The 23,835-nt window shown below is 53.2% G+C and carries 21 protein-coding genes and 1 pseudogene; 5 read left to right on the top strand and 17 right to left on the bottom strand.

Going from position 1 to position 23,835, the window contains the following annotated elements; all coding sequences use genetic code 11:
• Both BM261_RS11955 and BM261_RS12175 read right to left on the bottom strand, forming a co-directional pair.
• Positions 1–332 (bottom strand): transposase (locus BM261_RS11955; protein ID WP_177207350.1); only part of this gene is annotated, 332 nt, incomplete at its 3' end.
• A gap of 210 nt (positions 333–542) precedes the next feature.
• Positions 543–1,338 (bottom strand): IS5 family transposase gene (locus tag BM261_RS12175; RefSeq protein ID WP_114910498.1). Its coding sequence is split into 2 segments (ribosomal slippage): positions 543–971 and positions 973–1,338, totalling 795 coding nucleotides; the frame shifts between segments, so codons are not numbered across the junction.
• A 359-nt stretch (positions 1,339–1,697) separates the two neighbouring features.
• Between BM261_RS12175 and BM261_RS11935 the strand changes: the two genes are divergently transcribed.
• Both BM261_RS11935 and BM261_RS11930 read left to right on the top strand, forming a co-directional pair.
• Positions 1,698–2,279, top strand: coding sequence for an aminodeoxychorismate/anthranilate synthase component II (locus tag BM261_RS11935; protein WP_074898572.1), 582 nt, complete (start codon positions 1,698–1,700; stop codon positions 2,277–2,279).
• 30 nt (positions 2,280–2,309) lie between these two features.
• Positions 2,310–3,164, top strand: a complete 855-nt coding sequence (locus BM261_RS11930; RefSeq protein WP_074898570.1) for a DUF1853 family protein — start codon at positions 2,310–2,312, stop codon at positions 3,162–3,164.
• 200 nt (positions 3,165–3,364) lie between these two features.
• Here the strand turns inward: BM261_RS11930 and adk are convergent, their stop codons facing one another.
• Positions 3,365–4,012 (bottom strand): adenylate kinase, encoded by a 648-nt coding sequence (gene adk, locus BM261_RS11925; RefSeq protein WP_002232195.1) that lies wholly within the window; start codon positions 4,010–4,012, stop codon positions 3,365–3,367.
• A gap of 252 nt (positions 4,013–4,264) precedes the next feature.
• Between adk and metF the strand changes: the two genes are divergently transcribed.
• A complete protein-coding gene (metF, locus tag BM261_RS11920; RefSeq protein ID WP_041961352.1) occupies positions 4,265–5,104 on the top strand; it encodes a methylenetetrahydrofolate reductase [NAD(P)H] in 840 nt (279 codons plus the stop codon).
• A gap of 114 nt (positions 5,105–5,218) precedes the next feature.
• Here the strand turns inward: metF and BM261_RS11915 are convergent, their stop codons facing one another.
• Both BM261_RS11915 and BM261_RS11910 read right to left on the bottom strand, forming a co-directional pair.
• Positions 5,219–6,595 (bottom strand): phosphomannomutase/phosphoglucomutase, encoded by a 1,377-nt coding sequence (locus tag BM261_RS11915; RefSeq protein ID WP_074898568.1) that lies wholly within the window; start codon positions 6,593–6,595, stop codon positions 5,219–5,221.
• 84 nt (positions 6,596–6,679) lie between these two features.
• Positions 6,680–8,734 carry a LysM peptidoglycan-binding domain-containing protein gene (locus tag BM261_RS11910; protein ID WP_074898565.1) on the bottom strand — a complete coding sequence of 685 codons (2,055 nt, stop codon included), beginning with the start codon at positions 8,732–8,734 and terminating at the stop codon, positions 6,680–6,682.
• A 194-nt stretch (positions 8,735–8,928) separates the two neighbouring features.
• On the opposite strand from BM261_RS11910, the gene BM261_RS11905 reads away from it, so the two are divergent.
• Complete coding sequence (locus BM261_RS11905; protein WP_074898561.1) at positions 8,929–9,561, top strand: class I SAM-dependent methyltransferase; 633 nt, start codon at positions 8,929–8,931, stop codon at positions 9,559–9,561.
• Positions 9,562–10,070: 509 nt separating this feature from the next.
• On the opposite strand, the gene BM261_RS11900 is transcribed toward BM261_RS11905, so the two are convergent.
• The 7 genes from BM261_RS11900 to BM261_RS11870 form a co-directional block, all read right to left on the bottom strand.
• Entirely contained in the window at positions 10,071–10,370 is a 300-nt protein-coding gene (locus BM261_RS11900; protein ID WP_074898558.1) for an AzlD family protein, read from the bottom strand.
• Complete coding sequence (locus BM261_RS11895; RefSeq protein ID WP_074898555.1) at positions 10,367–11,086, bottom strand: AzlC family ABC transporter permease; 720 nt, start codon at positions 11,084–11,086, stop codon at positions 10,367–10,369. Before BM261_RS11895 ends, BM261_RS11900 begins: the two co-directional genes overlap by 4 nt.
• Before the next feature lie 100 nt (positions 11,087–11,186).
• Positions 11,187–11,690 (bottom strand): hypothetical protein, encoded by a 504-nt coding sequence (locus BM261_RS11890; RefSeq protein ID WP_074898552.1) that lies wholly within the window; start codon positions 11,688–11,690, stop codon positions 11,187–11,189.
• A gap of 184 nt (positions 11,691–11,874) precedes the next feature.
• Positions 11,875–12,561, bottom strand: a complete 687-nt coding sequence (locus tag BM261_RS11885) for a TetR/AcrR family transcriptional regulator (protein ID WP_074898550.1) — start codon at positions 12,559–12,561, stop codon at positions 11,875–11,877.
• A gap of 76 nt (positions 12,562–12,637) precedes the next feature.
• A complete protein-coding gene (locus BM261_RS11880; RefSeq protein ID WP_074898548.1) occupies positions 12,638–13,864 on the bottom strand; it encodes a multifunctional CCA addition/repair protein in 1,227 nt (408 codons plus the stop codon).
• Between the two features lie 154 nt (positions 13,865–14,018).
• Positions 14,019–16,832: a M16 family metallopeptidase gene (locus tag BM261_RS11875; RefSeq protein ID WP_162817026.1), complete on the bottom strand. Its 2,814-nt coding sequence runs from the start codon at positions 16,830–16,832 to the stop codon at positions 14,019–14,021.
• A gap of 35 nt (positions 16,833–16,867) precedes the next feature.
• On the bottom strand, positions 16,868–17,845 hold the full coding sequence (locus tag BM261_RS11870) for a class I SAM-dependent methyltransferase (protein WP_074898543.1): 978 nt from the start codon (positions 17,843–17,845) through the stop codon (positions 16,868–16,870).
• A 337-nt stretch (positions 17,846–18,182) separates the two neighbouring features.
• Here BM261_RS11870 and BM261_RS11865 point away from each other — a divergent pair, with 337 nt between their 5' ends.
• Positions 18,183–19,526: a DEAD/DEAH box helicase gene (locus BM261_RS11865; protein ID WP_074898540.1), complete on the top strand. Its 1,344-nt coding sequence runs from the start codon at positions 18,183–18,185 to the stop codon at positions 19,524–19,526.
• Between the two features lie 190 nt (positions 19,527–19,716).
• Here the strand turns inward: BM261_RS11865 and BM261_RS11860 are convergent, their stop codons facing one another.
• The 5 genes and pseudogenes from BM261_RS11860 to BM261_RS12580 all read right to left on the bottom strand — a co-directional run.
• Complete coding sequence (locus BM261_RS11860; protein ID WP_114910499.1) at positions 19,717–20,325, bottom strand: IS1595 family transposase; 609 nt, start codon at positions 20,323–20,325, stop codon at positions 19,717–19,719.
• Between the two features lie 140 nt (positions 20,326–20,465).
• Positions 20,466–21,368 (bottom strand): imidazoleglycerol-phosphate dehydratase HisB, encoded by a 903-nt coding sequence (hisB, locus tag BM261_RS11855; RefSeq protein ID WP_074898538.1) that lies wholly within the window; start codon positions 21,366–21,368, stop codon positions 20,466–20,468.
• A gap of 5 nt (positions 21,369–21,373) precedes the next feature.
• Positions 21,374–22,447, bottom strand: a complete 1,074-nt coding sequence (hisC, locus tag BM261_RS11850) for a histidinol-phosphate transaminase (protein WP_074898536.1) — start codon at positions 22,445–22,447, stop codon at positions 21,374–21,376.
• A gap of 234 nt (positions 22,448–22,681) precedes the next feature.
• Positions 22,682–23,371 carry a hypothetical protein gene (locus tag BM261_RS11845; protein ID WP_074898533.1) on the bottom strand — a complete coding sequence of 230 codons (690 nt, stop codon included), beginning with the start codon at positions 23,369–23,371 and terminating at the stop codon, positions 22,682–22,684.
• A gap of 264 nt (positions 23,372–23,635) precedes the next feature.
• Positions 23,636–23,835: pseudogene (locus BM261_RS12580) on the bottom strand (IS1595 family transposase); the annotation flags it as partial.

The following is a 23,835-nucleotide window of genomic DNA, read 5'->3' as shown; positions in this document are numbered from 1 at the left end:
TTAGCATTATCTACGACAACGGTATAGACCCGTCCGTTGCGTTTCAGAATGCCAAAGACAACCACTTTTCCTGCCGCGCCGTGACCACGTCTGCCTTTACGCCGTCCGCCAAAATAGCTTTCGTCCAACTCGACAGGGCCCTCAAAAACCTCATCGGCAGCCAAGGCCAAATGATGGCTGATGACCATACGGATTTTACGGTAGAACAGTGCTGCCGAATTGGGATGGATACCCAAAATATCGGCAGCGGAACGGGCGGTGACTTGGAGTACAAAAAATTCAAGTAGTTTCTTTTGAACTCTCTTGCTTAATTTACAACTGGTTATCTGCATTTTCGTAGCCCAGCATAACTGCTAATCTACGTCAGCCCCTTCTTGTTTGCTGGTCGGGCGGAATGCGGGGTTGTTCGATATGGCTTTCTGCACCGGTGCGGATATGCTGTTGATGAACCTGGAGCATAGCTCCGGCATACATCACAGCCGTTGCCGGCGGTGATTGTGGCACAGATACCGTTTGCACCAATAGACCTCTTGCGAAAATATTCATCCCATCGCATTAACCAGTCCTGCAATCAGATTTACCCTTAACCCGAACCGTTTCCGCCTGTTGCGGTAAGGCAGCGACAAGATTTTGAATATCTTCAGCTTCCTGTTGATGTGCTCGATGACGGTTCTGAGTTTGCCTAACCTCCTGTTCGCCTCTTTATCCTGTTTGTTCAGCGGATGATGTTTGGATTTCTTTTTCGGGGTCTGTAATCCGGTTTTAGCCAATCCTTGATAACCCTTATCCGCAATGACTATTTTGTAGGGATAAAGCTCTGCAAGGTGCCTCTTGGCTAAACGCATGTCATACTGAGCATCCATCCCCGTCCGGATACTGATGATTTTTTCAGTTTCTCTGCAGTATATGACCTGGATTTTAACCGTGTGTCGCTTTTTCTTGCCGCTGTAATACTGCCGCTGTTTTTTTGGGACGTTCCATCGGGCTTTCGGTAACGTCAATGATGACCGTTTGATCGCCCGGATTCTTGTGGTTTGGCAGGGAAAAGCGTTTGCAACGGATGAGGGCGTTCTCGGTTTTACGGATGGTGCGGCAGACATTACTTTCGGAAAGGCCGTAGATAGCGGCCAATTCGAGTTGGGTATGGTAATGGCGCAGATAACTTAGGGTAAGCAGCAGTTGGTCTGCCAAACCGAGCGTATGCGGCCTGCCCGACTTGACCTTCCGGCTTTCTGCTTCTGTGGTGACTTGCAGCATTTCATGAAAAAGGACGGGCGTTACACCTGTGAGCCGTTTGAATTCCCTATTGCTTCTTTGGATTAGGTTTTCGTATTTCATTTGGAAATTGTAAATCTTCAGGATACTTTCGCAAGAGGTCTAATGTGCCGATTTGATTTCGTTGGTAGCCAATGGATCAGCTACAGATAACGTCTAATGGTGCCGGCATCGGCGTACTGGGTATGATGTCTGCCACATGGTTGGCTACGGTACAACCAAAATTTATGAGGGCATGAAAACGGCACTTTTCCAAAGGGGCGGAAAGATGGCAGAATTACATATTGGCTGGAGAGCGAAATCCAGCGTTGGATTCTTGAAACCGCAGAAGCCGCCAGCAAAAATTAAAGCGGGTATAAAAGCGGGCATTAAGAGTAATAATTAAAAAATATAATATTATAAATCAACAATATATCTAAATTATGATTTTGTTTATCGATAATTACGACAGTTTTACCTACAACATCGTCCAATATTTTGCCGAACTCGGTCAGGAAGTCGTCGTCCGGCGCAACGACGATATCACGCTTGAAGAAATCGAAGCCCTGAAACCGCAGTATCTCGTTATCGGGCCGGGTCCTTGTTCGCCCAAGGAAGCAGGCATTTCCGTTGCCGCCATGCGCCATTTTGCCGGCAGGCTGCCGATTATGGGCGTGTGCCTCGGCCATCAGACGATAGGCGAAGCGTTCGGCGGGGATGTGGTGCGGGCAAAAACGCTGATGCACGGCAAAGTATCGCCCGTGTTCCATTTAAACAAGGGCATGTTTAAAGATTTGCCCAATCCCGTTACCTGTACGCGTTATCACAGCCTCGTCATTGCCCGCGATACGCTGCCCGATTGTCTGGAAGTAACCGCATGGACGGAAGATCAGGAAATCATGGGCGTGCGGCACAAAGAATATGCTATCGAAGGCGTTCAGTTCCATCCGGAAGCCCTGCTGACCGAACACGGGCACGAAATGCTGGATAATTTCCTGCGCGAATTTCGTGATTTTCGCGCTTAACCCCTGTTCCGTTTTGAGGCCGTCTGAAAAATGAATTATGCCTTGGATGCGCTTTGGTGGCGTTTGACCGATTCCGATGTCCGCGCGCTGGCCGCCGTGCTGACCGCTCCCGCGTTGTGGCACAGCGGCAGCGAACTGCCCGTGGCCGCATTGCTCGGGGAACGCGGTTTCCGTTTTCTGCTGGAATTGGACGGCAGTCCCAAACCCCTGCACAGCCATTTGGCGCAGGAAACGCCGTTCGGCGGCAGACTGGGCCTTTATGCCGAAAGCCTGCTGGCTTTTTGGTTGCAACACGCGCCGCACTGCCGTCTTTTAGCCCGCAACCTGACGGTTTCAGACGGCCCCAACACTTTGGGTGCGCTGGATTTCGTTGCCGAAATCGGCAGCCGCCTTTACCACATTGAGCTGTGTTGCAAATATTACGGCACGGATAAAGCCGCAATGGATGGCTTGTGCGGACTCAATCCTCACGACCGTTGGCCGGACAAGGCGGACAAATTGACGCGCCAACTCGCTTTGGCGCACAGTGAGGCAGGCGTGCGGGCATTGGCGGCGGCAGGCATAGGCCATACGGCAGCTTTGCACAGCGCGAGTATTGTGCGCGGGATGCTGTTCGCACCTTCAGAAGCACGGTTGCTCGAACCTTTGAATCCCTATGGCTGGCACGGTGTTTTTCTGCACGAATGGCCGTCTGAAAGCCCTTGGGGGGATGAGTGCCGCTATTATCCGCTGCCGCGTACCGCTTATCTGGCACCGGCACGGGTGGCGGAAGAGAAAATCTTGCCGTGGGAAGAAATCTGTACTTTAGGCGGCGGATTGGTTGCTGTGCTGCAACGCCGGCCGGACGGAATGTGGCATGAGTCGGAACGGGTAATGAAGCGGTAAAAGAGGCCGGATGCGGCCGGCAGATGTGTTTGCGTCGCCGTTATCGTGCCATCAAACCGAAAGCATTGCGGTTTCGTCCGGCTTTGTCGCGATTCCGGTTCAAATTGAATTTTCTATGGCGAAAGGCCGTCTGAAAAGTATCCGCCCTCACGTGGCAAATACTTTTCAGACGGCCTTTTATCGTCAAATTACTGTGGCATTTATTTGCCCAATGCGCCCAATACTTCGGCTTTCACGGCTTCTACCGGCTGAGTGCCGTCAACTTTGATGTATTTCGGCGCGTGTTCGCCTTCCAGCTTGCTGTAAAAATCGACCAGCACTTCGGTTTGCTCGTGGTACACGGCAAGGCGTTTTTTGACGGTTTCTTCTTTGTCGTCGTCGCGCTGAATCAAATCTTCGCCGGTTACGTCGTCTTTGCCTTCGACTTTGGGCGGATTGTAGGTAACGTGGTAGGTGCGGCCCGAAGCCAAGTGCACGCGGCGGCCGCTCATGCGGTCGACAATCACGCTGTCGGGTACGTCGATTTCAACCACCGCGTCCAAATCCACACCCGCTTCAACCATCGCTTCGGCTTGTGCCAGCGTGCGCGGGAAACCGTCGAACAGGAAACCGTTTTTGCAGTCGTCTTGCGCGATGCGTTCTTTCACCATGCCGATGATGATGTCGTCGCGCACCAAGCCGCCTTCGTCAATGATTTTTTTCGCTTCCAAACCCAGCGGCGTACCTGCTTTAATCGCAGCGCGGAGCATGTCGCCGGTAGAAATTTGCGGGATGCCGAACGCAGCGGTGATGAATTGTGCCTGAGTGCCTTTGCCCGCGCCCGGCGCGCCTAACAATAATACTTTCATGGAAGTGTCCTTTTTGTGGAATGTTAAGGGTCTGTAATCGTATTTAGCGAATCTTAATACTTTAGAGGCCGTCTGAAAAGCATGGTTTTTCAGACGGCCTGTTAATCGAAAATCACCAAATAAATCAAACAACAAAAAAACAGTTCATGGGCAGGGACAATATTTTTCACCATGATTCCGGTTTTTTATCTTGTTATCAAACAGTTAAACACATACACTGCGGGCATTCGCAAACAAAAAACAAAACAGGCCATGACTTCCCCAAGCAAAAAACTCAGCTTTGAATTTTTCCCCACTCGCACGCCCGAAGGCCGCGCCAAGCAGGTGATTACGCGCAAACAGTTGCGCCAGTTTTCCCCGGAATTCTTTTCCTGCACGTCCGGCGCGGGCGGTTCGACTAGGGACGGCACGATGCAGACCATTGGCGATATTTTGGCCGAAGGCACGGCCGCCGCGCCGCACCTGCCCTGTATCGGTATGACGGCGGCGGAAATCCGCGAACTTTTGGATACCTATAAAGAAATGGGCGTGCGCCACATTGTCGCCCTGCGCGGCGATATTCCGTCCGGCATGGGCGCGGGCACCAGCGGGCTGCGTTATGCCAACGAATTGGTGGAACTGATTAAAAACGAATACGGCAGCCATTTCCATATCGAAATCGCCGCCTATCCCGAATATCATCCTCAGGCGCGTAGTGCGGAGGACGACCTCAACCATTTCGTCCGTAAAGCCAAAGCGGGCGCGGATTCGGCAATTACCCAATATTTTTACAACGCGGATGCTTATTTCCGCTTCCTCGACGATGTGCGCGGGCGCGGGGTGGATATTCCGATTATCCCCGGCATCATGCCGATTGCCAGTTTTTCCAAACTGGTTCGCTTTTCTGATACCTGCGGTGCGGAAATCCCGCGCTGGCTGCGCCTGAAGTTGCAGTCTTATGCCGACGACAGTGCCGCCATCAAGGCTTTGGCTTTGGACGTGGTAACTGAAATGTGCGAACGCCTGTTGCGCGAAGGTGCGCCAAGCCTGCATTTCTATACGCTCAATCAGGCCGGTTTGGTGTCAACCATCTGCCAGCGTTTGGGTTATTGATTACCGGATAAATCAATAAAGGCCGTCTGAAAATACCGGATTCGGGAAAGGTGTTTTCAGACGGCCTTTTACCGTATGCGGCGGGATGGCGTTTGCCTGCCCCGCCTCGGATGTTTACAGCGGCCAGTGCAGCGACGGATGGCTTTCCAAGATGGTTTTGAATTGCTGCTGGATGCGGAGGATGGCGTTTTCGTTGTCGGCTTCAAAACGCAGCACCAGAACCGGCGTGGTATTGGATGCACGCATCAGGCCGAAGCCGTCTGAAAATTCCACGCGCAGGCCGTCTATGGTGATGACTTCTTCCGCACCGTCGAATCGGGCGGTGGCGGCCAGTTTGGCGATAAGCTCGTGGCCGTTTTCGCCTTCCGGCAGGTCGATGTTCAGTTCGGGCGTGGAAATGCTTTGCGGCAGGCTGTTGAGGATGGCCGAAGGATTGCTGCTGCGCGAGAGGATTTCCAGCATCCGGCAACCCGCATACATGCCGTCGTCGAAGCCGAACCAGCGTTCTTTGAAGAAGGTGTGCCCGCTCATTTCCCCGGCCAAAAGTGCGCCTTCGCGTTTCATGGCGGCTTTGATGAAGCTGTGGCCGGTTTTACCCATCAGCGGCTGTCCGCCGTGCTGTCGTATCCATGGGGCGAGCAAGCGGGTGGATTTGACATCGAAAATCACTTTGCCGTTCGGGTTGCGGCTGAGCACGTCTTGGGCGAACAGCATCAGTTGGCGGTCGGGATAGATGATGTTGCCGTCTTTGGTGACCACGCCCAAACGGTCGCCGTCGCCGTCGAAGGCCAGGCCGATTTCGGCATCGCCGTTTTGCAGGGCGCGGATTAAGTCTTGCAGGTTTTCCGGTTTGGCAGGGTCGGGATGATGGTTGGGGAAGTGGCCGTCCACATTGCAAAACAGTTCTTCCACTTCGAAGCCCAGGGCGCGGTAGAGGCGGCCCGCATATGCACCTGCGACGCCGTTGCCCGCGTCGATGACGATTTTCATCGGACGTGCCGGTTGTATGTGGGCGGTGATGGCGGCTTCATAGGCAGGATAGATGTCTTGTACGGCCACGCTGCCTTTGCCGTCGATGAATTGTTCCTGACGGATGGATGCTAGCAGTTCCTGTATCGCTTCTCCGGCCAGTGTTTCGCCGCCCAGCATCATTTTGAAGCCGTTGTAGTCGGGCGGGTTGTGGCTGCCGGTAATCATCATGCCGCTGCCGCCGCATTCTTTCACGGCGGCAAAATACAGCATGGGGGTGGCTACCATGCCGATGTCGGTTACGTCCATGCCGCTGTCGGTCAATCCGCGAATCAGGCTTTCCGATAGGGTGGGGCCGCTCAAGCGTCCGTCGCGGCCGACGGCGACGGCGCGGATGTTTTGCGCGGCGGCACGGGCGGCAAAGGCGCGGCCTATCAGGTAGGCGGCTTCTTCGGTAAGCGTTTTGCCGACGATGCCTCGGATGTCGTAGGCTTTGAAGATTTCGGGGGCGATTTGTGCCATGGGTCTTTCCTGTTTTGACGGGTTGTAAATGTTTTCAGACGGCCTGTGGTGTGACAGAGGCCGTCTGAAAATGGGAAGGAGCGGTTAGCTGCCTTGCAGTTTGATGTTTTGTCCCGGTTTGATGTTGCTGCTGTTGTTGTTCCAGCGGCGGACATCGTTGACGTTTACGTTGAAACGGCGGGCGATGTCGGTCAAAGTGTCGCCTTGCCGTACGGTGTAGGAAACCGGTTGCACGGAGGCTTTGGCGGTTTGTTTGCCTTTGGCTGCCGCGACTTTCAGAATTTGGCCGGTGTGGATGGTGTTGCCTTTGATGTTGTTGCTTGCAATCAGGTCGGCCACATTCATGTCATAGCGTTTGGCGATATTGAACAGGGTGTCGCCGCTGCCGACTTTGTGGGTGGTCGGAGTACCGCTGTTTTTCGCTGCGGCCAAAGCGCGTGCTTCGGCTGCCTGTTTTTGCTGTTTGGCCCGTTCGGCGGCCAATTTGGCTTGGCGGCTGCGCTCGGCGGCTTCTTGTGCCGCCTGTTCGTTTTTAAGCTGGATCGCGCCGCTGTCGGCAACGGTAACGGTGTCGCTGTTTTCGGACAGGCCTGATTCTTGAACGAAGGTCATCAGCAGTTCGTTATTGCCGCCGTCTGCCACGGCTGCCGTAGCCGGTTGCGGGGCGTTTTGGCTTGCGGATGCGGAGGCCAGTTGCCGTATGCGGTCTTCAACTTCGTCGGTAGACGGGGCTGCGGGTGCGGCGGCAACAGGCTGATTGGTTACAGTCGGTGCGGCGGCCTGGGCGGTTTGCTTGGTAAAGTCAACGGCAGCGGTTTGCACAGGCGGACGCAAGGTATCAGGTGCGGGCTGTGCGGCTGAGGCCGTCTGAATATCGACTGTTTGACGGCTTGGTTTGAATGTTGTCTCCGTAACGGCAATGTTCAGGTTGGGAACGGTTTGGAGTTTGTTGTCGTTCGGATTGATATCGGCATCCAAGGCGGCGAAATTGGCCGGAACGGCTGCAGGGCTGCCGCTGAATCTGTTTTTCGCAATCAGGAGGCTGCGGCCGGCGGCAACGCTTTCTTTGCTCAGGCCGTTCAGGCGTTTGAGTTCGGCAGTGCTCATGCCTGTTTCGGCGGCGATGGATGAGAGCGTGGTGTCGGCATAAGGTGTGTAAACATCCCATGACAGTAGGCTGGCGCGGTCGGCTTTTTTGTAGTTGCGCTCGAAGGTGGCGATTGCCGTGGCGGGGAGAAGCAGTTTGCGGCCGGTTTTCGGAATGTAGACAGGTGATTTGAATGCCGGATTGAGCGCGTCGAATTCAGCCTGGCTGATGTTGGCCAAACGGACGGCCGCGCTCAGGTCGATTGGTTGGTCGATGTCGACGGCTTTGAAAAAAGGCTTGTTGTCGAGGTCGGCGAAGCTCATGCCGAAGTATTCGGGGTTATTGACGATGTTGCGCACCGCCAAGAGTTTCGGTACGTAGTTGCGGGTTTCGTTCGGCATGCGCAGGTTTTCGTAGACCGGCTCCAAGCCTTGGGCTCGGGCGCGGTTTACGGCGCGGCCGACATTGCCTTCGCCCCAGTTGTAGGCGGCCAGCGCCAGCGACCAGTCGCCGAACAGGCCGTGCAGGTATTGGAGGTAGTTCAGTGCGGCATCGGTGGCGGCATAAATGTCGTGGCGGCCGTCATACAGAGGGGTTTGCTCCAAGCCGTAGTGGCGGCCGGTAGCGGGCATGAACTGCCAGAGGCCGGATGCGCCGACGTGCGATTTGGCTTTAGTAACGTACGCGCTTTCGATGAAGGGCAGCAGGGCGATTTCCGCCGGCATGTTGCGTTTGGCCACTTCGTTGCTGATGTGGTACATGTAGGGGCGGCTGCGTTCGATGGTGCGCTTGAAATATGCCGACGAGGAAACAAACTTGCTTTCATGGCGGCGTACCAGATCGGGATTGACTTCCGACATGCGGAACTCGCCGCGCAGATGTGCCCAAACGCTGTTGTGGCCGGATTTTATTTTGCCGTGGTCGAGGGCGATGGTGTTGGTGCGCATCATCGCCATGCCGATTTGATTTTTGGTATAGGTTTGTCCGAAGGCGGGAGCGGAGAAGAAAGATAAGCCCGTAATGGCTGCGACAAGTGTTTTTATATGGGTCATGATGTTCGGCAAATCAGAGTCAAATCAGCCCCCGATGGTAACGCTTCGGGGTTGAATACGTCAAGGATGGAGAAGTGTAAAAATTTTCAATATATTAAGTTTCTATATATGCTGTTGTCTTGATGTGCGTCAAGTAATGTTTGGGAGTAGAATGACCGTTTGTCGGTTTGAGCGACCGAAAGGCGGGAGGCGATATGGACGGAAATGTTTGGTTTGAGCGCGGCCGGGTCGGTTTGTTCGCCGCCGCCTGCGAGCGTGAGTTTTTCCGTGATGCGTTGCGGGATGTGTATTTTCAGACGGCCTTGCAGCTGGGTTTGCCGCAATGGGATTTGACGGAAGGGGCGGCTGTGCGTGCCGGGCGGGATTGCATGATGGCGGCGGAGGCATTGCCGTTTGCGGCGGAAAGTATGGATTTGCTGTTGCTGCCTCATGCTTTGGATGACGGGGAATCTTGCGGGGCGGTAGCGGATGAGGCATACCGCGTATTGGCGGCGGAAGGGCGTTTGGTGTTGAGCGGTTTCAATCCGCATTCGGTGTGGCGGCTGCTTTACCGTATCGAACGCAAACCGTTTCCCTGCGAAAGCGGCGGTTTGCCGTTCGGCCGTCTGAAAGAAGCGTTTGAGGCGGCGGGTTTTGTGTTTGAACGGACGGAATGGCTGGCAGGCTGGCCTTTGCATGATGTGGCGGATGGAGGCGGACGGCAGGTGCACGGATGGCCTGCAACCGCGCTGGTGTATGGGGCGGTGTTGTCCAAACGTCAGGCGGGCATCAGGCCGCTGGACGACGATTATCCGAATGTGGTGGACGGACTGGCGTTTGGTATGTGAAGAAAAACGGCGGGCAGTGAGTCTGCCTGTTGGCCTGTTTTGTGGCGGTGTTGCCGTGCGTCGGGCTGAAAGGGTAGTCGTGAAGTAACGGACTGATTTTTTCCGTTCTGTTATCAGTTTATTTTGATGAAATATCAGGAGTTGTTTGTGTCTGGGTGGCCGCAATCCCCACCATTTATCACTTGACAGTAGCCTGCCTGAGATTACGCAGCTAATGCGAAAATTTCTGCTGTCAGACGTGGTTATCTTATACAATCAATTAGATAAAAGCAAGCCATGAAGTTATCTGTCCCTCCCAATAAAAGATATTATCCTGAAATCGATACAGCCCAATCTCTGCGTAGAGGCGGCCTACTGCAAAAGCTTGAAAAACTGTGGGATGTCTTGGCTTGGATTTCAATAGTAACGGCCTGATGCCTTTGATGGGTTTCAGGCCGTTTTTGTTTGCACGGCTGATGTTTCGGCTTGGAGGCCGTCTGATATATGCTTACTTTGTTTTCAGACGGCCTTCAGTTCATCAGCAGGCCGAGCAGGCCGGAGGAGGCGACGGCGATTATGACTGTGGGCAGCATGGGGAGGCGGCAGGCTGCAAGGAGGGTGATGGCGGCGGCAATCAGTTCGTGCGGTTTGTCGGAGGCAAAGTAGGGGGCGATGACCGAAACGAGCACGCAGCCGGGGGCGGCATCCATGACTTTGGCAGCCCGTTTGCTCAAAGTGCGGTTGCGGAGGGCGAAGAAGCCGATCAGGCGGGTGCCGTAGGTAACGGACAGCATGCCGAGGATGACCAATATTGAATCGAATGAAATCATGCGTCGCTCCCGCCCGTTATGTAGGCACACAATAAACCGGCGGCGGCTCCGGCGGGGACGTACCACGCGCCTTTGAACAGCAGGTAGGCGGCGATTGCCGTTATCAGGCTCACGAGCCAGGGCAGGGCGGGTTTCCAGCCTTTCCACATGCCGCGCAGCAGGACGAGGAATACGGCGGGAAAGGCCATGCCGAAGCCCCAGTTGTCGATGTTGCCCAAGTAGGGGCCGATGACGGTGCCGAGTGCGGAGGAGGCTACCCAGATGGTGTAAAGGGTGGCGCAGATGCCGGCGTAGTAGGGCAGGCTGAACAGGGGCAGGCCGGCTTCTTTGCGTTTGCGGATGTCGGCCATGGACATCGCCCAGCTTTCGTCGGTCATGAAAAACAAGGCGGGTAGGATTTTTTTCATCGGCAGGTGTCTGATATACGGCGTGAGTGCCGCACCCATCAGGATGTGGCGGATGTTGATCATGAAGGTAACGCCGATAATCAGCAGGATGGGCAGGGGCCGCGCCCAGAGGCCGACGGCGGCAAATTCGGAGCCGCCGGCAAAGTTCAGTCCGGTCATCATGGCCATTTCGAGCGCGCTCATGCCTTTGTTCCCGCCCTGTATGCCCAAAATCAGGGCAAAGGGCAGCAGGCCGATGATGACCGGCAGGGTGTCGAGTATGCCTCGGAGGAATTCCGAACGCGGCGATGGAAGTTGCGGTGTGTTCATATCGGGTAAAACGGTGGTTGGAAGGTTGGGGCCGTCTGAAAAACAGGGTTTACGCCGTTTCAGACGGCCTGTGTGTAAATTACAGGCAAAGATACTAAAGCTAAAACAGGTGGTTTTCCAGCGACACGCTGTGGTCGAAACCGCGCTGTGTAAAGATTTCACGCGGTACGTTGTCGGCATGGGCGAAATTGTAGGTATGCTGCGTGTAGTAAGTGTCATCGAATCCGCAGGCGCGTTCGTTGATGCGGAGTTGTGCGGTTTGCCCTTTCGCTAAGGCAAACAGTTTCCTGCGTACCTGCCGTCTGCCGCGTTGGTCGGTGAAATAAATGTCGATACGGTCGGCTTGCCGGGCAAACTCGAAACCGCCGTTCAATTTCACCGGTAGGGCCTGCCAGATTTTACATTCGGGTTGGCCGGCGAGAAAAACGGCGGTTCCGTCCTCGGAACAGGATTCCTGATGGTGTTGGCTGTGGCAGCCGTATTCGCAGTCCAAAACGGTGTCCGGCAGGGGCAGGGCGTGCGGCAGGCGGTTGCGTATGCCTGCCAACGGGGCGGCATGGCTGAGTTTTGTCCAGCAGACGGAGAGGATTTGCAGGATAAACATTGGAACTTATTTTGTCGCTTGGTTTGGGTTTTCAGACGGCCTGAAGGCGAAATTGCCATGTTGCCGTTTAAAACGGCCGTTCAAAATATGCTTGGTGCGTGTATGGGCCGTTGTGGCGGCGCAATCCGTTGTTTGCAGTGCCGCGTCTTGGTAGGGCAGGCTGTCTGCGTTTTGTCCATCTTGGTTATTCGGCAGACGGTTTTTCAGACGGCCTGAGGGTGTTTTCGGACGTTTTCAGGCGGGAGACGGCGGCTTCGAATTCGGGCAGGCAGCGCGGGTCGAGATAGGGCTTCAGCATGCTGAGGTTGCGGATGACGCCCAACCGTTTCGAGTCTTCGGGCAGTTTGTGGCGGCCACGGACGGAGCCGTGGAAGTCGAACCAGTATTTGGTCACAATCCACATGTTCAGCGCGAGGTTTTGCAGGTCTTCCTTATCGGCGCGGAGCAGGCCGACGGAGGCCAGGTGTTCGAGGTAGTGCAGCACCACGGGCGAGGCTTTGGCGCGTGTGAATTCGTTGTATTCGCCCAAAAGCTCGGAGCTGCGGGAAAGCAGGGCGTTCATGTCGCTGAACAGGAAGCGGTATGCCCACATGATGTCGAAAATGCCGTCCAAATAGTCCACCACGTCGGACAGGGTTTGCGGCGCGTCGGCTTCGCGTATCCAGGCCATCATGCGGCTGCTGTAACGGCGGTGGAGCTGGATGATGATTTCGTCTTTGCCGCGGAAGTGGTAGTAGAGGTTGCCGGGGCTGATGCCGAGGTGGGAGGCGATGTGGTTGGTGGTGGTGTTGCGTTCGCTTTCTTCGTTGAACAGTTTCAATGCGGCATCGAGGATGCGGTTGTAGGTGTTGGGGCGAGTTTCTTTGTTCATGGCGTGCTTTCGGTGCAGGGCGTGGAGGGCTGTGTGTTTCAGACGGCCTTTTCGGGTTCGGTGCCGCTGCGTTCAATCAATCGGTTTGGGTACGGGCTTTGTGCAGCGGCCGGATGGCTTCCAGTCTGGCACGGCGGACGGCTTCCGGAATGTCTGCCGGATGTTTGCAGGCGGCGGCGATGGCGGCGGTGTCGGTTTGGGCGGCGGCTTCCAAAAGGGCGAGCCAGTGGGCGCGTTGGGGGTAGGGTGCGTTTTCCCGCCCCAGCCGCCCTTGTATATCGGCCTGGCAGACGTCTAAGGCCGTCCGAAAGCGTTCGGGGCGGCGGAATGCGTCTGTTTTTTGTAACACATTCAATGCGGTAGAGGTTTTGAGCGTGAATACGTTGTGCAGGACGATGTGCCAGCGGCAGACCAGTTTGGCCAGTTCGGCACATTGTTTCGGTACGCGCCAGCGGCGGTTTACTGTTTGCACGGGGGCAATGCCGGCAAGGTCGTGGCCGTGGTGTTTGGGCAGGAGGTCGGGCGGGGTCAGGGCTTTGCCCAGGTCGTGCAGCAGGGCGGCGTAGCGGGCGGGCAGGCCGAGGTTCATGTCGGCGGCGCGCTGTAAAACCATCAGGGTGTGGAGGCCGCAGTCGATTTCGGGGTGGTGGGCGGCGGGTTGCGGGATGCCGAACAGGGCGTCGATTTCGGGCAGCAGCACTTTCAACGCGCCGCATTCGCGCAGGATTTCAAACATACGGCGCGGCTGTTTCTCCATCAGCCCTTTGGCCAGCTCCTGCCAGACGCGCTCGGCCACCAAGGCGTCGGCCTCGCCCGCTTCCACCATTTGGCGCATCAGGCACATGGTTTCTCCCGCCACTTCGAAGCCGTAACGGGCGGCGAAGCGGGCGGTGCGCAGGATGCGGACGGGGTCTTCGGCAAAGGCGGGGGAGACGTGGCGCAGGATTTTGCGGCGCAGGTCGGCCTCGCCGCCGAAGGGGTCGATGATGAGGCCGTCTGAAGACTGCGCGATGGCGTTGATGGTCAGGTCGCGCCGCATCAGGTCTTGTTCGAGGGTAACGTCTTTGTCGGCATGGAAGGCGAATCCGGTGTAGCCTTTGGCGGTTTTCCGTTCGGTGCGCGCCAGTGCGTATTCTTCGTGGCTGTCGGGGTGGAGGAAGACGGGAAAGTCTTTGCCGACGGGCAGGAAACCTTGCGCCAGCATGGTTTCGGCATCGGCACCGACGACGACCCAGTCGCGGTCGCGGACGGGCAGGCCCAGTAGTGAATCGCGGACTGCGCCGCCGACGAGGTAGGTTTGCATGATGTGTAGGTGTGTGCGGGAAAGCGGCAGATTATACGCAAAAGGTTGATGCTTCGGATGCTTTGTTGTTCAGACGGCCTCAATGGGTGAGGCCGTCTGAAAGGGCGGGGAGGCGGTATGCGGTTTTTAGACGGCCTGCAGGTGGGGTGTTTTGTCAGGGTTTTTTCGGTGCGTTGATTAAAATCCGGGTGTTGTGCGAGGCCCACAGGAGTTTCACCGTGTGGCGCAGGCGGGTTTGGATGATGCTGTAATGCAGGTCGGGCAGTTGCTTCAGGTAACGGGCGTCGCCGTATTTGCGGTGGCTCTGCATCAGGCGTTCCAGCCAGGCTTTCGGGTCGCGCCTGCGCAGGGCTTCCTGTTCGACAAACAGCCGGCGCAAATTGTCGGATTCGGTTTTGCTGATGTTTTCCGGCATTTGCTCCAGTATGTGCAATGCGGCCTGTACCAGTTGGTTGGCACGGGCGGGGTCGGTGTTAAAGCTCAATTCGCTTTCGATGCGGTTGAGGTGCGGCAGCGGGCGGACGCTGAATTGCAGGCTGTACACGCCTTGCTCGCGGTCGCGCAGGGCGGCTTTCAGGCGGGCGGTAGCCAGGTTGGCCAGCAGGGGGATTTGTTCCGATGTTTCGGGCGTCCAGTTGTAAAACGGCTGCCACGAACGGATGAGTACGTCGCTGCGTGCAGAATCGTTTTCATGTATGCGGACGGTACGGTTGCCGGAAGCCGGTGTCAGGTGCGTATGGGCCGCAGGACGGCGAGGGATGGAGGCGAGGTATTGTTCCAGCATCGGCTTGATGCGTTCGGGCTGCTGGCTGCTGACCAGATAGTAGTTGGTCCGGGTGGTCCCCAGACGCTGCCATTGCCGCAAAAGTTCGTTGCGGTCGAATGTGGCGACGGTTTGTGCATCGGGTTCGCTATATTCGGCACGGCCGTAATAGAGGAGTGCGGCCGCAACATCTTTGCGGCCGGTAGGCGATTGCCGGCGGACGGACAGGCGCTGGGCGGCATTTTGCAGATGGCCTTTCCAGCGTTCGTTGAATTCGGGCTGGATGTAGTAGGCGCGGTACAGGCGGAGCAGTTCGCCCAGCCGGACGTAAGGGACGTCGCCGCTGACGCTTTGGCTGTGGCTGTCGAGGCGGTAATTCAAGCCCAGTCCGTGCAGCCTGCTCCATTGCTGCCATTTGTCGGGCATTTGCTGCCAGAGCAGTTCGGCGGCCAGTTTGGCCTGCAGGGGATTGAGCGTGCTCTGCATATAGCCGCCTTCGGACAGTGCTTGGAAATAGACACGGTCGCCGGCGCTGGGGTGTTGCAGGATGACGGCCTGGTCGCCGTTTCCGAGTTGGTAATAGGCGACTTTATTGGGATGGTCGAAGCGGCTGTTGAGAACTTGGCCGGGGATGGGGGCATAAAACGGCGAACCGTCGGCAGAAGGGCGGTTTTGCGGCAGTAGCGGCATTGCGCCGTCGTCTGGTCGAACGGTTTTTTTCGCCGCTGAGGAGAGTTTGTTTTTCTTTTCCCGGCGGTTCGGCTGCGATGTTGCGGTTTGTGCCGGATGCAGTGCCGAAGCAGCGAATTGTTCGAAGCGGCTGCTGTCGGGCAGTTCGGGTTTCCGGTTGCCGGGCGCGCGGGCGACGGCCAGTTTGTCGTCCGCATCCAGCCATTCGCGGATGCGCCGGTTCACTGCTTTGCTGTCGATGCGGTAAAGCTGTTGGCGCACGGTTTTGTTGTATTCGGCACGGTTTTGCCAGCTTTGTTGTCTGAAAATGCCGCGGTCGGCATCTTGCAGTGCGGCAGTGAGGTTCTGCGGTAGAACCGACGTTGCAGAAATCGGGGTGTTTTGGGCAAAACGGCGGCGGTAAGTGGCAATTTCTTCTTCGGTTGCCGGCTCGGCCAAGATGCTGCGGCGCAGGTTCAGCAAGGTATGGATGGCGTTGCGGTGACCGTCGGGAGTAGTTACGGCAGAGATGCTGACCGAACCGGTTTGCCGCGCCAAATTGCCGCTGTGCAGCGAAAGGGAAAGGATGGCTGGCGGCAGGGTTTGTTTTTTCAGACGGCTTTCGATGATGTAGGCGGCGAAGTTGTCCAGTAGCCGTTGGTATTCGCCTTCGCCGTCGGCTCGGCGTGAGGACGGGTTGCGGAAGCGGAAGACGAGGTCCAGGCTGCTGTCTCCGTTTTCCGCATCCTGAACCGTTGCGCTGCGCCAGCCGTTTTGCAGCGGTGGTTCGCATTCGATGCCGCAACGGGCCGGCAGCGTGATGCGTTGGAGGTCGCCCAGCCGTTTTGTCAGTTCGCGCTGTACGGTTTGCGGGTCAATGTCTCCTGTAATCAGGATGACGGCATTGTTCGGGGCATACCATTTGTTGTGGAATCGGCTGAGTTGTCCGGCTTCCGCCGTACGGATGGCGGTTTCGCCGCCGATGGGCGGATAACGGCCGTGGCGCGAGCCTTGCAGCAGCGGGGCGTTGCGCTTCAGTGTGAGGCGGTTTTCAGCGTTTTGGCGGTTCCGCCATTCGTTGAGGACGGTTTTTTGCTCGATTTGCCAGTCGGAAGGCTTGAATTGGCGCGGCCGCAGGATTTCGGCGGCTATGGTCAGGCTGTCTTCTAGTTCGCGGTTGCCGCGCGGGGGGAGGAGGAGATAGCGGGTATAGTCGTATGTGGTTTGGGCATTAAAATGACGCCCCATCTGCCAGCTCCGAGCACTCAGCTGTGAGGCGATTCCCTGCGGATAGGCAGGGCTGCTGCGGAAATTCATGTGCTCGACCATGTGCGCCATGCCTTCTTCTCCGTTTTCTTCGTCTGCCGCGCCCACTTCTACCTGTAATTGCACGGCCAGGCGGCCGTTATGCTCCCCCGTAGGCAGAATATGGTAACGCAGGCCGTTGTTCAGACGGCCTTGAAGATAGTCTGCCGCAGCGGCGTGGATGCTGATGCACGCGGTTAGGCACAAAAAAAAGAATCGGTGGAGGTTCATAAAATATGGTTTCAGGCGGCTTCCGAAGCTTGGCATTATGCCTGTTTCATGGCGGTTTGGGAAACGGCGGAACGATGCCTGATTTCCCAGCATTGATGGATTTTCTTGTTGCGGAAATCGTCGGGAACGGATTGTTTGGAAATGTCTTTGACGGCGTATTGTTCCGATACCGAATTGTCCAAGATGAAGCTGCGCAAGTTGTTGGAGAAGTACAAAATGCCGTCTGAAGCGAGCAGGTTCATCGCGCCGTCAATCAGTTTTTTGTGGTCGCGTTGGATGTCGAGGATGTCGAGCATCTTTTTGCTGTTGGAGAAGCTGGGCGAATCCATGACGATAAGGTCGAATTGTTTGCCTTCGGCGACGGCGTTTTGCAGGTATTGGAACACGTCGGCACGGACGATTTGGTGTTGTTCGGGGCTGATGCCGTTGAGTTCGAAATTGCGTTTCGCCCAATCGAGATAAGTGTTGGACAAATCGACGGTTTCGCTGGACGCTGCGCCGCCGGTGGCGGCATAGACGGTGAAGCTGCCGGTGTAGGAAAACAGGTTGAGGAAGCGTTTGCCCGCTGCGGTTTCGCCGACTTTTTTGCGCGTGTTGCGGTGGTCGAGGAAGAGGCCGGTGTCGAGGTATTTGTCGAGGTTGACCCAAAACTTGCGGCCGTTTTCGGTAATGACGAAATCGTCGCCGGTTTTGCCGGTTTTCTCGTATTGCTGCAGGCCTTTTTGGCGTTCGCGGCGTTTGAGGTGGATTTGTTCGGGCGCAAAACCGGTAACGAAGGCGACGGCTTCCAATACTTCGGCAAGCCACGCTTCGTATTCTTCGGGCTGCATCAGCCAGCCGGTATCGTATTCCTGAAGGTGGATTTGGTCGCCGTAAACATCGACGGCGAAGGGGAATTGTGGGATGTCGCGGTCGTAAATGCGCCAGGCTTCGATGCCGTTGCGTTTCGCCCATTTCATGAGGTGTTTGATGTTTTTGCCCATGCGGTTGGCGAAGGGTGTGATGTCGGTCATGGTTTCAGACGGCCTGAATAAGTATTGGGAAGGGTTTGGATTTTAACGCACTTGATGCCTTTTTGCTTGACCGTTGTCTATAAAATCGATATTATCCGCCGTTCGCCTTTTTATACGAAGCCATCGTCTTCCAACCTAAACCGCCGTTTCGGGCGCGTTTCTTTTATTGCTTGCTGATTTGCCAAGCCTTTCTGTGCAGGTTGTCGTCGATGTTAACCACAAGCAAGATGCTTGCGACAACCCTGTAACTTCACATTTCCCGTATCGTTACTTTCCTTTGCTTCAGGTCGTCTGAAAACCGTTCAGGCGTGCGCGTTGTTGTCTCTTTAGGATAGCCATGTCTATTAAATTTGCCGATTTGAACCTTGATAAAAACATTTTGTCCGCCGTACGCAGCGAGGGTTACGAAAGCCCGACGCCGATTCAGGCGCAAGCCATTCCGTTTGCTTTGGAAGGCCGCGACATCATGGCTTCGGCGCAAACCGGCTCCGGCAAAACCGCCGCCTTCCTGCTGCCGACTTTGCAGCGGCTGACCAAACGCAGCGAAAAACCGGGCAAAGGCCCGCGCGCGTTGGTGTTGACGCCGACCCGCGAATTGGCGGCGCAAGTCGAGAAAAACGCGCTGGCGTACGCCAAAAATATGCGTTGGTTCCGCACCGTCAGCATCGTCGGCGGCGCATCGTTCGGCTACCAAACCCGCGCCCTGAGCAAACCGGTTGACCTGATTGTCGCTACACCGGGCCGTCTGATGGATTTGATGCAAAGCGGCAAAGTCGATTTCGCCCGCTTGGAAGTGCTGATTTTGGACGAAGCCGACCGTATGCTGGACATGGGTTTTATCGACGACATCGAAACCATCGTCGAAGCGACTCCGAGCGACCGTCAGACTTTATTGTTCTCCGCCACTTGGGACGGCGCGGTCGGCAAACTCGCGCGCAAACTGACGAAAAACCCTGAAATCATCGAAGTCGAGCGCGTGGACGACCAAGGCAAAATCGAAGAGCAGTTGCTGTACTGCGACGATATGCGCCACAAAAACCGCCTGCTTGACCACATCCTGCGCGATGCCAACATCGACCAATGCGTGATTTTCACGTCCACCAAAGCCATGACCGAAGTCATCGCCGATGATTTGTACGAAAAAGGTTTCGCCGCCAACTGCCTGCACGGCGACATGCCGCAAGGCTGGCGCAACCGCACGCTGATGGATTTGCGCAAAGGCCGCTGCAAAATTTTGGTTGCCACCGACGTTGCCGCACGCGGTATCGACGTGCCGACCATTACCCACGTTATCAACTACGACCTGCCGAAACAGGCGGAAGACTACGTTCACCGCATTGGCCGTACCGGACGGGCAGGGCGCACGGGTATTGCGATTACCTTCGCCGAAGTAAACGAATACGTCAAAGTACACAAAATCGAAAAATACATCGGCCGTAAATTGCCTGAGCTGACCATCGAAGGCATGGAACCGACCCGCAAGCGCAAATCCGCAGGCGGCAAGCCGAAAGGCAAAGGCGGTTGGGGCGATAGAAAATCCGGCGGCTGGCACGGTGATAAGAAACCTGGCAAAGAAGGCTTCGGCGGCAAATCGCGCGGCGAAGGTTTCAAAAAAGAAGGATTTAAGAAAAAAGATGGGTTTAAAGATAAAGCAAAAAATGGCATGAGCAAATCGCGTTAGAAAAGCTGATATCACATACAAGAGCGGACAGGAATGTCCGCTTTTTTAGATGAAATCTTTGTGGCAATCCTATTTATAAATGAGAAAATATATTTTTATCATTTAGTTGTATATAAAAATGGTTAAACAGAAACTTGGAAAAATGTTCAAATAAAGGGCTAATTTTTATTGGGGCTGTACTAGATTAGCCCTAAATTTCACACCAATCCTGCAAGATTTTTAGCTGCCGGGATGGTGTGCCGAAGTTAAATCGAAATTCGCATTCTTTCAAGAACAGCGGGAAAGATTTGCGATCAATTCCGTTGTATTTGCGCAAGACGCGTTTTGCCTGATTCCAAAAATTCTCAATGCCGTTAATGTGGTTCTGACGGTCTGCAAATTCCTTGGAATGGTTGATGCGGTGATGGGTAAAACCACTCACGTCCAACTTGTCGTAGCTGCTCAGACTATCGGTATAAACAATACTGTCCGGCATGATTTTCTTTTTGATGACAGGGAGTAACGTTTCAGACTTAGCATTATCTACGACAACGGTATAGACCCGTCCGTTGCATTTCAGGATGTCAAAGACAACCACTTTTCCTGCCGCACCGCGACCACGTCTGCCTTTACGCCGTCCGCCGAAATAGCTTTCGTCCAGCTCGACAGGGCCCTCAAAAACCTCATCGGCAACCAAGGCCAAATGATGGCTGATGACCATACGGATTTTACGGTAGAACAGTGCTGCCGAATTGGGATGGATACCCAAAATATCGGCGGCAGAACGGGCGGTAACTTGGAGTACAAAAAAACGGATCAGTTATTTCTGCACTTTTTTCTTTAATTTGCAGTGTGTTATCTTCATATTTCGAGGGTAACATATCTGCTAATCTAGTACAGCCCCAAAAACAAACCGCTTATCCATACAGCTATACCTATAAGCGGTTTTTGATTCCACTGTTAGTTAGATTCAGATAGTAGACCCTTAGTTGACGGAATTTTTCCTGTCATGCGCTCATCAAATTCCACTGCCATGCGTAGTGCGCGCCCAAATGCCTTGAATACCGTCTCAGCCTGATGGTGTGCATTGGTACCGCTTAAATTATCAATATGCAACGTTATCATCGCGTGATTGACGACACCATGAAAGAATTCTTCAAATAAATCAACATCGAATTTACCTATCCAAGCACGGCTGAATGCTAAGTTATACACCAAGCCGGGACGGCCGGATAAATCCAATACCACGCGGCTCAAAGCCTCATCTAGTGGCACATAAGAGTGACCGTAGCGGCGTACTCCCATTTTATCGCCCAAAGCCTGTTTCAGTGCTTGGCCGAAAACGATGCCGATATCTTCTACGGTATGATGATCATCGATATGGAGATCGCCTTTGCAAGTAACGTCCAAATCAATCATTCCATGACGGGCGATTTGGTCAAGCATATGCTCTAGAAACGGCACACCCGTATCAAATCGTCCTTGCCCGCTACCATCTAGGTTGATAATAATGGTAATTTGTGTTTCTTTAGTGTCGCGGGTCACGCTCACTATTCGGTCGCCGTTATTGGTTGCCAGGCTATGTGTAGAATCTGCCGTTTGTTTGTTACCAAAAGCAGGTTGTGTTTCATCACGATGACGTCTATCCATCCAGCCCTTTGGTTTTTTCATGCCTTGCTCTAGTTTGGTTGCTAAAACGCTGGAAATACCACGCCCGCCTTCCTCATTTTTTTCCAACCGCGCACGCAACTGATGTAAAGACGCAGGATTGGTATAACCGCAGGCGCGGGACAGTTTGGATACATTCCCCGCTTCTTTAATGAGGCGGAAGAAATTTTCAGTACGGATTGCTTTTTTGTCCATATATTTCATTTGTTAAATAAATGTTGAAAAACATTTAGAACCTGTTGGTTCTGCTCAAAAGTGCCTACTGTCAAACGCAGGCATTGGTCTAACAAAGGATGTGAACCATGTAAATTTTTGATCAGGATGTTACTGTCTTTTAATGCCTTAAAAACCAGTTCCGCATCAGGTACTCGAATCGTTAGGAAATTTGCCTCACTAGCAAACACTTTTACTTCAGGCAGTAGTGATAGAGCCTCAGATAAACGGCTTCTTTCCCGTTTCAAGATATTGATTTGCTCCTCGACCCATCCATAATGGCGCAGGGCAAACTTAGCTGCGGTTAGACTTAACTGATTCATATTGTAAGGAGGAACAATTTTCTCCAACTCATTCATCAGGATTGGATGGCTGCATGCATAGCCCAACCTCAATCCGGCAAAACCGATTTTACTTAAAGTACGCATCACAACTAACTTTTCCACATTGCCCGCATAAGGCAAAAAACTATCAAGGCTAAATGAGCCGTAAGCCTCATCTATTACAATGACTCCAGGTGCAGCATCAATTATTTCCTGCACATCCTCGTGCCTAAAAGGCACGCCGGTAGGGTTATTCGGATAAGCAATAAAAATTAGCGCAGGTTGATGAGTTTTTATTGCAGATAAAATGGCAGGTAAATTCAAGGTAAAGTCGTCATTAAGGGGGACTCCGATATACTCCAACCCAAATAATACCGCATTGCGCCGATACATCACAAAGCTTGGTTCTACAGACAATATTTTGGCATTCGGCTTTGCCAGCAACATCGTGATTAGTTGGATTAGTTCATCCGAACCGTTGCCCAAAACAATTTGTGCCTGTTTGGGGATTTGAAATGTTTCCCTTAATAATTGCTGCAACCCGCTTGTGGCCGGATTGGGATAGCGGTTAATTTCCGCTACTGCCAGCGCGCAAGCTAACTCTTTTTGCATATCTTCCGGAAATCCGCAGGGCAATTCCATTGCATCCAACTTAATGCAGGAATCAGGTATATCTGCTACCGCATAAGCAGACATTTCCTGTATTTCATCTCGAATTAAAGTGGACATTGAATTCATTATTCTATTCCCATTATATAAAGGAAGCCGTCTGAAAAAGAATATATCTAAGCTATACTGATTTGCAGTGTATCACAAAAGTATTATGGGCTGTGCCAGTTATCTAGCGCAGCCCATAATACTTAATATGTCTTTTTATAAAATTAATCTAACATACTTATTTCATTATATAATCATTAAAAACAAAATATGTTAAAAATTAAAATATTAACTTCAGAAATAACTAAATATTATTTACTTAACAATAATTTGAGCCAAAAAATAGCCCAGCGAAGTAAAAATAATTACAAATAAAACAATCAATGCGAGAGAGATAATTACCCTCTTATTATAAAATACAGACTGCCAACTGTTCAAAATGCCTAGCTCTTTCAACAATTCGGTTTCTAATTCATTGCGAATTTGTTTACGTATTCTTTTTTCCTCCGCTTGACGCTCACGTAACATACGATAAGCCAGTTCATGCTGTTTTCGATGTTCGAAAGCTATTCGCTCCTGCCATTCAATACGCTTTCGATAAATATAGGCTTCAGTCGCAGTCCGTAAATGTAATTGACATGTCGGACACTGTGTTGTATCAGGATCTTCAAAAATAGTAAAGCACACAGGACACTGGGGAACAGGAGAAGAAGCATTATCAACGTGATCGTTGTTATCTTCATCGGGCATTAATTCCAACGAAACACGGATAATGACATCCAATCCCAAATAACCAAAGTAATGTTGGGCATTCAGCCGTTCTTCATTAGTGCATCGCTCGACCATCAGAGCTTGTCTATTTTCCTCCAATGCCAAAATAACTTCTTCAGCCTCTTCTGAGGCTAAATTTTGTCTGATATTTTCATTTACTTGGTCTTGGTTAATGCCCGGGGGATAGGAGATATAGACATCAAAATATTGTTGTAATGGTTGCTGATTTTTCATTAGCGCATCCGAATTAAAATGAACTCTTTGATACTCAAAGAGTCACACAATAGATGGTCACATTATAGATTATTTGAATGCATTGCGTTTTAAAATTTACCCAAAGGTACGAAAAGAAGATTTGTGGTAAAGTTACATTACTATATCCAAGAAAATAATATTAAAAAGATCAAGTATTAAACACAATCAAAATTCTAATATGGCATTCTCCGCAAAAACATTCATGCACGGCAACTTTCTTTAAGGGGCTGACGTAGATTAGCCCTAAATTCCACACCAATCCCGCAGAATTTTAAGCTGTTGAGACGGTGTGCCGAAGTTAAACCGAAATTCACATTCTTTCAAGAACAGCGGGAAAGATTTGCGATTGATTCCGTTGTATTTTCGCAAGACGCGTTTTGCCTGATTCCAAAAATTCTCAATGCCGTTAATGTAGTTTTGACGGTCTGTAAATTCCTTGGAAT

It is taken from the genome of Neisseria elongata subsp. elongata (assembly GCF_900113545.1).
In the GTDB taxonomy this organism is placed as follows: Bacteria; Pseudomonadota; Gammaproteobacteria; order Burkholderiales; family Neisseriaceae; genus Neisseria; species Neisseria elongata.
This window is presented reverse-complemented; position numbering and strand designations above follow the sequence as displayed.